Genomic DNA, 244 nt, shown 5'->3' with positions numbered 1-244 from the left:
TCAAGGTAAGCAGGACGGAAGGTCGCGCTGTGCAGGGTGACGTTGCGCGCGGTGGCGGGGAAGGTGAAGTGCGTCAGGCCACCGGTCATGACGGGGGCAATGCGTTGTCCATCGGCCATCATGTGCAGGTTGGCATCCTGCGTCGGCCGCCATCCCATGTCCTGCGCACGGGCCAGCAGACGTTCGCGCAGTTCGTGGATGACGGGGCCTTCGTCATGGAAGGGCAGGGCGTGCCTGTGGATCA

At 65.2% G+C, this 244-nt stretch carries 1 protein-coding gene; it reads right to left on the bottom strand.

The features are described from left to right. Nucleotides 1-244 (bottom strand): hypothetical protein (locus B7G66_RS18090; protein WP_048859455.1); only part of this gene is annotated, 244 nt, incomplete at both ends.

This window comes from Novacetimonas hansenii JCM 7643 (assembly GCF_000964405.1).
In the GTDB taxonomy this organism is placed as follows: Bacteria; Pseudomonadota; Alphaproteobacteria; order Acetobacterales; family Acetobacteraceae; genus Novacetimonas; species Novacetimonas hansenii.
The sequence above is the reverse complement of the archived record's forward strand: the minus strand, read 5'-3'. Positions and strand labels throughout refer to the sequence as shown.